This is a genomic window from Thermococcus sp. 101 C5 (assembly GCF_009372125.1).
Taxonomy (GTDB): Archaea; Methanobacteriota_B; Thermococci; order Thermococcales; family Thermococcaceae; genus Thermococcus_A; species Thermococcus_A bergensis.
In genome coordinates, this window is the sequence record NZ_WHIZ01000009.1 from 32,400 (window position 1) to 41,170 (window position 8,771).

Below are 8,771 nucleotides of genomic sequence, written 5' to 3' on the forward strand. Positions count from 1 at the left end.
ATAAATGTATGCACCTGCCATTATTGCGAGATATTCTTTATCTCGTCTGCGTAGTTAGTATGCATTATTTGTTTGATTTCATCCACATCTTCAGTATGGCCGAGGGCCCACATTAATTTTGTAACCGTTGCTTCTTTTGTCATGTCCTTTGCCGAAATAACCCCCGCCTCAAGTGCTTTCATACCCACTTCATATCTGCTCAAATCAACTCCACCATACAATGCCTGAGTAGTCACAACTACAGGAATTTCCCGGCTTATGCTCTTTATTTTCTCTAGGAGGTTTCTCTTTCTATAGGGAATACCCCCAGTACCATAACTTTCAAGTATAAGTCCCTTATACCCCATGTCCAAAAGACCGTCAATAACTCGGGAGTCAAGACCGGGAATTAGTTTAAGCACAAATACCCGAGGATCATATTGAGTGTCCAACTTTAAAGAACCTCTAGGCCGGGAATAAGAATCAAGAATGTTGGCGTTATACTTAATTTGACCACCTTCATCTATGTAGGCTATATCAGGGTAGTTTATACTCTTGAAAGCGTCTACATCCACGCTGTTAATCTTCGAAACCCGGCATCCGTTCATGACTTTTCCATTAAACACGACAAATATGCCTCCGATTCTAGCTTCCATAGCAAAAAGTAGCGAATCTCTGAGATTTTTAACAGCATCACTACCCGGTTCTGTTATCGGCTTCATAGCACCGGTTATAACAACGGGTTTAGTAGGATTCTGTACCATGAAGCTAAGCATAGATGAAGTATACGCCAGAGTGTCCGTTCCGTGAGATATTACAATGCCATCATAGTCTCTAAGACCGGAGTAAACCTCTTTTGCTATTATTTCCCAGTCCTCCGGTTGAATGAGCGTGCTGTCGATATTCAAAATATTCTTGGTATGTATTTCGTATCCATTGTGTAATTTAATACCCGCGTGCCGTAAAATTTCATTGATGTCTAAAGAGCTCTTAAAACCCTCTTCTGTCTTCACACTGGCAATAGTACCCCCAGTTCCCAGCACTAAAATTTTTTTCATAAAAGGCACCCCACTTATAAATTGAGGCCGGTGACTTTTAATCTTTTTTACAAAATTTCGAGGTTTTATGCCCCAATTTATTGACATATTATTTAGGTCATTTATATATAATTCCCCAATATGACAAAAACAATCTGAATGGCTATTCCTACCCATAAAACCTCATTTTCCTAACAGCGTGTTTAGACCGATGATTTCACGATTCTTGGGTGAGAAAATATTCATCAATAATGGACCCAACCAAAATGAAATCAGCTTGACCTTGTTTTTCAAAAATAACAACAATCGCGTGTCTTTTTGTTACAAAAATGGATCATAAAAATAAAAAAGCAAATAAAAGCCTTCATTCGGGCGGTGCATTGAACTTCTGCTTATCAAATTCCTTGAGTACAAATTTTGAGACAAACATGACACCCAATGGGTCACCGGTAACGTTAAGCATTGTGTTGAACATGTCAATGACCACGTAAATACCTGCTATCCATCCTACCGGATCCAGTGGCAGTCCTAGAGTCTGAAGGGTTATAGCGGCAATCATAATACCTCCACCGGGAACTCCCGCAACTGCTGCAGCACCGAAAACACCCATTATTAATGCAATTGCCACGTGAGCTACAGTCAGATGGGCCCCATACATCTGAGCAGCCCAAACTGCATAGATGGGCATTTCAGCAGCAACGGCTTGCATGTTAATAGTGGCAGCAAGAGGTATTATAACATCCGCAGCATCGTCTGGAACGCCCAATGTCTTAGTAACCCTCAGAGTAATTGGCATTGTCGCAGAGCTGCTTTGGGTAACAAATGCTGTTAGCATTGCCGGATATACCTTTCTCCAGTACTGCAATGGGTTTACTCTCAGGATCAACATTATAAACAACGGGTGAACAACCAGCAATATTGTAAGGTATGCAGCCCATTGTGTAAATACCATCTTTGCAAGAGAAGCCAGTCCCATTGCACCAACTGTTCCTACCAGGTTTGCCATCAGTGCAAAAATACCAACTGGTGCATACCATAAGATAAAGTCTACTATCTTATATATCAATGCCTGAAGAGACTCGAATAGCTTCTTGAGGAAGTTATGCTCTTCTGGAAGGGTGGTACCTAGTAAAGCAATGGCAAAACCTGTAAGTAATGCCATAATAATTATTTGCATTGTATTAAGCTCTAAAAAGGCTTTTATTGGATTGTTAGGGATAAAGCTTAGCAATACCTGGGATACAGATACCTCTGCCAGTTCTATTTGCTTTGAAGCTAGCTGAACTCCCAATCCGGGCTTTATTATATTGGCCCAAGTATATCCTATAATTGCTGCAATAAGACCAAAGACAAACCAGTAAACCAAAAATCCTCCAAAGATTTTTCCAAGTCTCTTGAAGCTTTGGACTGTTGTTACTGCTGTTGCTATGGAGACAAAAACCAACGGTCCAACGATAAATTTCAAAAGTGCTATAAAGACATCACCAAAGGGTTTTATAGTCGCTGCGCTCGGTCCTGCCACCCATCCTACAAGGGCACCCACAATTGCTGCTATAAGGGCATACAGGGGCCTTTTTCCAAGTTTCAAGACTTGTTCTACTCCCATATTTCATCCCCCAAAATATATGTTCAAATTTATTTGATGTATTCCAACAATATAAAGTTTTTGGAAATATGACAAGTTGTGCCCCCTCCTATATGAAGTAAAAGACCCCAAACTTGACAGATTTCATGATATATTGTTGATATAATATCATTGTGACAATAGAAAAAAGACATCAAGACATCAAATAGCCTGTTGTTCAAACGTCCTTTGTCATAATTCATAACACATCAACAAATTTTTCCTTGATTTCATCAATAGAGTTTGGATATTTATCCAACAACACCTCAATAGCCCTCTTTAGAACTTTGCTCATTGCCCCCACATCATCTTTTGTAGTAAACACAACCTTGTATTTTTGTATATACTCCTCAGGAACTACCTTAGAGAATACCGCCGCCGTTCCTGGCATAATCCCTGCAGCCCTTACTATATCATGCAGTTTATTATCCATGAAGATTATCCCACCCACGTCCTCCGAAAGTATTTTCACAAGTTCAGCTATAATTTTAGCACGCTCAATGGCACTATCTAAAGTTTTGAGCTTATCAGCATGAGTAATTATTCTTTCTGCAACTTCTCGGACGGATTTTTCCATAGCCCCCTTTTCCATTGGAAATGCGGACGGGATTTCAAGATAATCCGCTCCGAATTCTTCAAGACTGCTTATTATACTCTTCGCCACAGTCACATTATCCACATCTTGGTTATACCTAACCAGGAACAATTCCCTATCGACCCTCAGAGAGGGCACGTACGCTTTACTCTCCACGACTATGGTAGGAGACCTCAAAACTCCCAGACGTTCCATTACTCCCCTCTTAGGAGGCAATGCCACATTACCCTCTAAGTTCTCAACAGGGCCAACCCCAATTTTAGAACCGTTGATTGTTAATAAAAAAGCGGTTGAAAGCTCTTTTACTTTAACGCCCCCAATTACATCACTAGCAATTTCGTCTTCCCGTCTGGCTACATAAAACTCGGGGATATTCTTCGCAAATGTATCCATAACGGCCGTAGAAATTGCATATTCTGTTGCCACCGGCACTTCCGACACTCCATGCCCATAAAACCTTCCAAAAACTTTCAATGTTGCATAATGCGGGAAGAGGCCTTCTTCACCTTCAAGGTGTTTTAACATTTCTGCTTCAAAAGGAGTGATCCCCCTGCGAGGGCAACCCTGTCCAACGCCCCCATCTTTTGTCTTTATAGTTATAACGTTGGCGTTTAAATCCACATCAACGCTTTCAATCTTCGTACGTACCTTAAATAGATCCTTAATCATGTGCCCAACTACAGCAAATCCTTGCGAATCATCCTGAACAAACCCAGAATGACTAAAAACATGGCCCACACCAACATGCCCTGCAATACATATCATATGCTATCTCCCCCTTAAAGCATGGAAATTATCTATTTTTGAGAGCGAGAGACTTTAAACTTTTCTCTTTATGATCCATTGTACTGTACATATGCGTTTTCAGCCCAAATGGGCATAAAATCAAGAAAAATCAAAAACCGATATCAAAGCGCGGAAATATGGAAAATAGCCTCCATTAACCTTCCAAAAAGATAGCTCAAGAATGCCGCTCCCAGTCCAGTGGACACCATCTCAAAGACTTTTTTCCTTATTGAAATTCCCGAAAGTATGGAAACAGTACCCGCGACTATCGCCAAAGCAGTACCAGCCAAAAGGACTGAGAACGGCAACGCTAATAATGAAGAGGAGGCAACGAAATACGGCAGTACTGGAAAAGCCACTCCAGTTAGATAAGCTAAGCCAGTATAAAGGGCCGAACGGAGTTCATTTTCATTGCTTTCTTGCACAAGAAGATTTATCATTGCGTTTTCATTGGAAGATAGCTTTTCCGCAACTTCTTTAGCGACCTCCTCTGGCATACCGCTCTCCAAAAGCCTCTCTATAAGCTCTTCCTTTGCTCTCTCCGGAGAAACTTTGAAAAGCACTTCCATTCTTTGTTTTACACTCTCATTTACCTGCCTCTGAGACCTGACGGATATAAACGCCCCTATCCCCATTGAAAGTGCTCCCGCGACTCCAACTATCAAGCCGCTAATCCCTACTATTTTCGGATTGTGGATATAAACTGCTGAAAGTCCCGTAACTGCCCCCAAAAGCTCCACAAGACCGTCGTTCATTCCAAGAACAAAATCCCTGATGTTTTCCACATGGAAGCGTTTCTTACTCTCGTAGAAAAAGCGCTCATGCTCAAGTTCATCAAGGATTATTTTTGAGAGTATTTCCCTCTCTTCCTCGCTAAGCTTATATTTTGTCAGAAAGCTGAAATACTTTTGAATAGCCGAGTTTTCTCCCATCTCTAGCAGAGATACAACGGTTCCCGGCCCCAAAAGCTTTCTAAGCAGTTTCACGGAAAAGAAACTGAGCCTGCCTATTTTTATTTTCTCAGGTTTTTTACCCCTTTTGGCCAAAAAGTCGTGCCAGAATTTTGCGTGATTTGATTCCATGTGAGATAACCTTAAAAATTCTTCTTTCAGCTTTGGATCTTTTTCCCCTCTACTCAAAGAAGCATAGAGAACCGAATCTTTGTATTCGTCCTCGTAAAATTGACTCGCCAGTTTGAGCATTTCCTCCATTTTCACCCACCAAAAAATGTAAAAGTTTTAGGGGTTAATAAAATAAGCGGAAATCACTCAGCAGGAGCGTAGTAACACCTCTTTGGGGAAATTATTTTTCCTTCCTTTTTGAGCTTTTTAATGACTTTATCTACCTCTTTCTTATCAATTCCAGCCAATTCTGCTATTTCAGCGCTCTTTAAAGGTCTTCCTGCTTCTTTTAAAACTTTGAAAACTAACTCCTCACTCATAGCTACCACCTTTAAAATTTGCATTAAAAGATTAAATCTTCGAACTTATAAAGTTTTCAGTTCAGAACAAAAGAGGGGAGAAAATCAAAGGTACTCCCAGACACCGTAGCCCTTGAAGTTGTGCACTATCGTTTTTGTCGTCGTAAGCTGCTCGACAGAGTAGCCTATGCCTTCTCTTCCCACGCCGCTGTCTTTCATGCCGCCAAAGGGGTAGTAACCTATGCCGTGCCTCGGGTACTCGTTGATGAAAACACTCCCGACTTCAAGCTTCCTCGCGACCTTCCTTGCCCTCCTCTCGCACTCGCTGAAAACAGAGGCATCCAGTCCAAAACGGGAGGAATTCGCTATATCAACTGCTTCGTCTTCATCCTTGACTTTGATAATCAGAGTTAGCGGGCCAAAGACGTCCTCTTGAAAAGCTCTAAGCTCTTTAACCTTCTCTTTGTCCACTTCAAGGAGTATTGGCCATACATAGTTGCCCTCTCTTTTGAATTCGGTCAAAGGCTTCGCTCCCTTCTCTATGGCATCTTTGTAGACCTCCTCAATATAATCCACAGAATGTTTGTCAATAAGAGGTCCCATCACAGCGTTTTCATCCTCCAGCGGGTTTTTGGGTTCTATCTCTTTCAGCTTTTCAAGAATCTTCGCCTTCAGTTCCTCATAAATTTCCTCCTGTGCTAGTATGAGCCTTATTGCATCACACCTCTGGCCAGAATAGCTCACCATACCCTTAATGATTTTTTCACTCGCAAGCTCAAGGTCTGCATCATCCAAAACTATGGCAGGATCCTTGCCCCCAAGCTCAAGATGGTAAGCTTTTATCCCACCGATTCTTATTATGTGCTCCCCAACCTCTGTACTGCCAGTGAAGGTTATAGCCCGTATACGCTTGTCCTTTACCACATCATCCATAAACCTTCCAGGTATTGTTAAGAGGGCAAAGCTCTCCTTAGGAAAGCCTGCAAGTTCTAAGACCCTAATAAATAGAAGTGCCGCGAGAGGATCTGCAGATGCAGGTTTTAACAGCACTGCATTTCCACTGAAAAGGGCGGGTATTACTTTTGTTGCGGAGATAAACAGCGGATAATTGAAGGGGCTTATTGCCAAGATAACTCCATATGGTTCTCTCTTTACTATTCCCTCACTTTCGAGGGTCTCTTCACTCCAGTCTCCGGGGATGTAATCACCAAGCATTCTCCTTGACTCAAAAGTAGTTTTTTCGAGCCTTTCAATGGTGGCTTTTGTTTCCCCAGTTGCATTGCTTTTCGGCTTGCCAGCATCAAGGACCAAAACTCTCACAAAGTCTTCAAATGCTTCCCTCATCAACTGTGCCGCCTTCAAAAAGCTTTCTATTCTCTTTTCCCCAGGATAATTTCTTATTTCCTCCCTTCCTTTTTCATAAACTGTGGAAAGAATTTCCTCGGTTTGTTCTTTGCTAAGCCTTGAAACCCTTGCTATAGTTCTGCCATCTATGGGACTTTTAACCTCAGAAAAACTTTCTCCAAAAACCCACTCTCCAGCGGCGTAGGTTTTAAATTCAGGGACACCATCTTCGCCAATCCTGTATATCTCATCAAAAATTTTGTTACGGACAAGTTTGTCCATTTGTAATCACCAATATATACTATTGCACACACCTATAAAAGGTTTTATCTAACCAAACTGAAATTTTATCTCCCAAAAACTTTCCAAGGGACGAATCACCAAAGTTCCGAAAACGTTAATAACTTTAACGAGAATATACAATCGGTGGTTTCTATGAAGATAACGGATAAGGAAGTTTTTGAAATTGCCGTAAATGCCGAAATAAAAGCAAAAGAGGCATACGAAAAGATGGCTTCGCTTGTAAAGAGCGATATTATTAGAGATGAGCTCCTGTTTCTGGCTAAGGAGGAAGACAAGCACAGACAGATAGTAGAGAAAATGGCCGAGAAGTTTAAGGAGAGCGAAGAAGAACCAAAACAGATCGAAATTGAAATAATGGGAGAGTTCAAAGTTATCGCAGAAAAAATGAGTGAAGCCATTAAAAAACCAGATATCAACCTTGACGAAGTTTACGAGATAGCCATGGAAGCTGAGCTTGTGAGTGAAAAGCTTTACAACGAACTTGCAAAGTATGCAGCAAATGAAAAAACCAAAGTTCTGCTCAACATGCTTGCCGACATGGAGAGGCAACACTTTAACATCCTTAAGAAGCACTACGACTACATGATGCAGTATCCCGATGTCTATAAGGAGGAACTCTACGACCAGCTTATGAAGGATATAAACTTCAACTTCTGAGTTTTTCCCTTCATTTCCTATCTTCTACTTGCCTAACCTAGCTACGGGTATTCAACCGGCGTAGAGTAGGGACGGTATCCTTCCTTATTCAATAAATGAAGCGAGTCGCAAGATTTTAAGGCATTATCCACTTGGCATTGAACCTAAGAGCGATTATTGCATTCTTTTTACATCCCCTCTCCTCCGATGTTGAAAAAAGATATAAAGGTTAAAAACCAACTCAAATTAGGTGAACCTAATGAAAAGGATACTCTTTGTAGTGAGCCTAGTTTTAGTGGTTTTCCTAGCCGGGTGCATCGGCGGGCTGTTTTCTAAATGGTTAAAATCGTAAAGTTTATATATTTTTGTGTCATTGTTTGTAATAAGGGTGTGCAGTATGAAGCTTTATAGGACGGGAAAAGCGGCACAGCTCCTTGGCATTAGCAAGCCAACATTAATCAGGAAAATCAAGACGGAAGAGGTTAAAGCATACAGGGTTGGAAAAGAATACCGCATCCCGGAAAGCGAGATTAAAAGACTCCTCGAAGGCAAAATCCCCGACAAGGTTGTAATTTACGCCAGAGTATCAAGCAGAGACCAGAAAGAAGACCTTGAAAGACAGGTCGAATACCTCAAGAACTACTGCGCATCAAAAGGCTACCAAGTTGCAAAAATCATCACAGACATTTCTTCAGGACTAAACGAGAATAGAAAAGGACTGAAACAACTCTTCAAACTCGTTGAAAGCGGGGAAATAACAAAAGTCGTGATAACTTACAAGGACAGGCTCACCCGCTTTGGATTCAAATACCTTGAGCAATACTTTAACTCTCACGGGGTTGAGGTTGAAGTAATCTTTGATGATGAAGAGAAAACGCCAGAAAAGGAACTTGTTGAGGACTTGTTAGCCATCGTAACCTCTTTTGCTGGAAAGCTTTATGGAATGCGTTCTCACAAGAAAAAACGCCTCGTCGAGGCGGTAAAGAATGCCCTCAGAGACGATTAAACTCACGGCAAAATTCAAACTCAAAACAGAACCTGAAGGGT

The 8,771-nt window shown here is 41.3% G+C and carries 8 protein-coding genes; 2 read left to right on the forward strand and 6 right to left on the reverse strand.

Annotated elements, in window-relative coordinates:
• Nucleotides 1-20: 20 nt before the first annotated feature.
• From GBV73_RS02415 to gapN, 6 genes are all read right to left on the reverse strand, one after another.
• The gene (locus GBV73_RS02415) at nucleotides 21-1,037 is read right to left on the reverse strand and encodes an asparaginase (protein WP_152879012.1); all 1,017 of its coding nucleotides are present in this window, start codon (nucleotides 1,035-1,037) and stop codon (nucleotides 21-23) included.
• Between the two features lie 343 nt (nucleotides 1,038-1,380).
• Nucleotides 1,381-2,622, reverse strand: coding sequence for a dicarboxylate/amino acid:cation symporter (locus tag GBV73_RS02420; RefSeq protein ID WP_152879014.1), 1,242 nt, complete (start codon nucleotides 2,620-2,622; stop codon nucleotides 1,381-1,383).
• A gap of 217 nt (nucleotides 2,623-2,839) precedes the next feature.
• Nucleotides 2,840-4,000 (reverse strand): hypothetical protein, encoded by a 1,161-nt coding sequence (locus GBV73_RS02425; protein ID WP_152879016.1) that lies wholly within the window; start codon nucleotides 3,998-4,000, stop codon nucleotides 2,840-2,842.
• A gap of 143 nt (nucleotides 4,001-4,143) precedes the next feature.
• A complete protein-coding gene (locus GBV73_RS02430) occupies nucleotides 4,144-5,232 on the reverse strand; it encodes a VIT1/CCC1 transporter family protein (protein WP_152879018.1) in 1,089 nt (362 codons plus the stop codon).
• 53 nt (nucleotides 5,233-5,285) lie between these two features.
• Nucleotides 5,286-5,462, reverse strand: coding sequence for an HTH domain-containing protein (locus GBV73_RS02435; protein WP_058947340.1), 177 nt, complete (start codon nucleotides 5,460-5,462; stop codon nucleotides 5,286-5,288).
• Between the two features lie 84 nt (nucleotides 5,463-5,546).
• Nucleotides 5,547-7,067 carry an NADP-dependent glyceraldehyde-3-phosphate dehydrogenase gene (gapN, locus tag GBV73_RS02440; RefSeq protein ID WP_152879020.1) on the reverse strand — a complete coding sequence of 507 codons (1,521 nt, stop codon included), beginning with the start codon at nucleotides 7,065-7,067 and terminating at the stop codon, nucleotides 5,547-5,549.
• A gap of 153 nt (nucleotides 7,068-7,220) precedes the next feature.
• Here gapN and GBV73_RS02445 point away from each other — a divergent pair, with 153 nt between their 5' ends.
• Nucleotides 7,221-7,745: a ferritin family protein gene (locus tag GBV73_RS02445; protein ID WP_004068496.1), complete on the forward strand. Its 525-nt coding sequence runs from the start codon at nucleotides 7,221-7,223 to the stop codon at nucleotides 7,743-7,745.
• Between the two features lie 376 nt (nucleotides 7,746-8,121).
• Nucleotides 8,122-8,730: an IS607 family transposase gene (locus tag GBV73_RS02450; RefSeq protein WP_152879022.1), complete on the forward strand. Its 609-nt coding sequence runs from the start codon at nucleotides 8,122-8,124 to the stop codon at nucleotides 8,728-8,730.
• Nucleotides 8,731-8,771 lie beyond the last annotated feature (41 nt).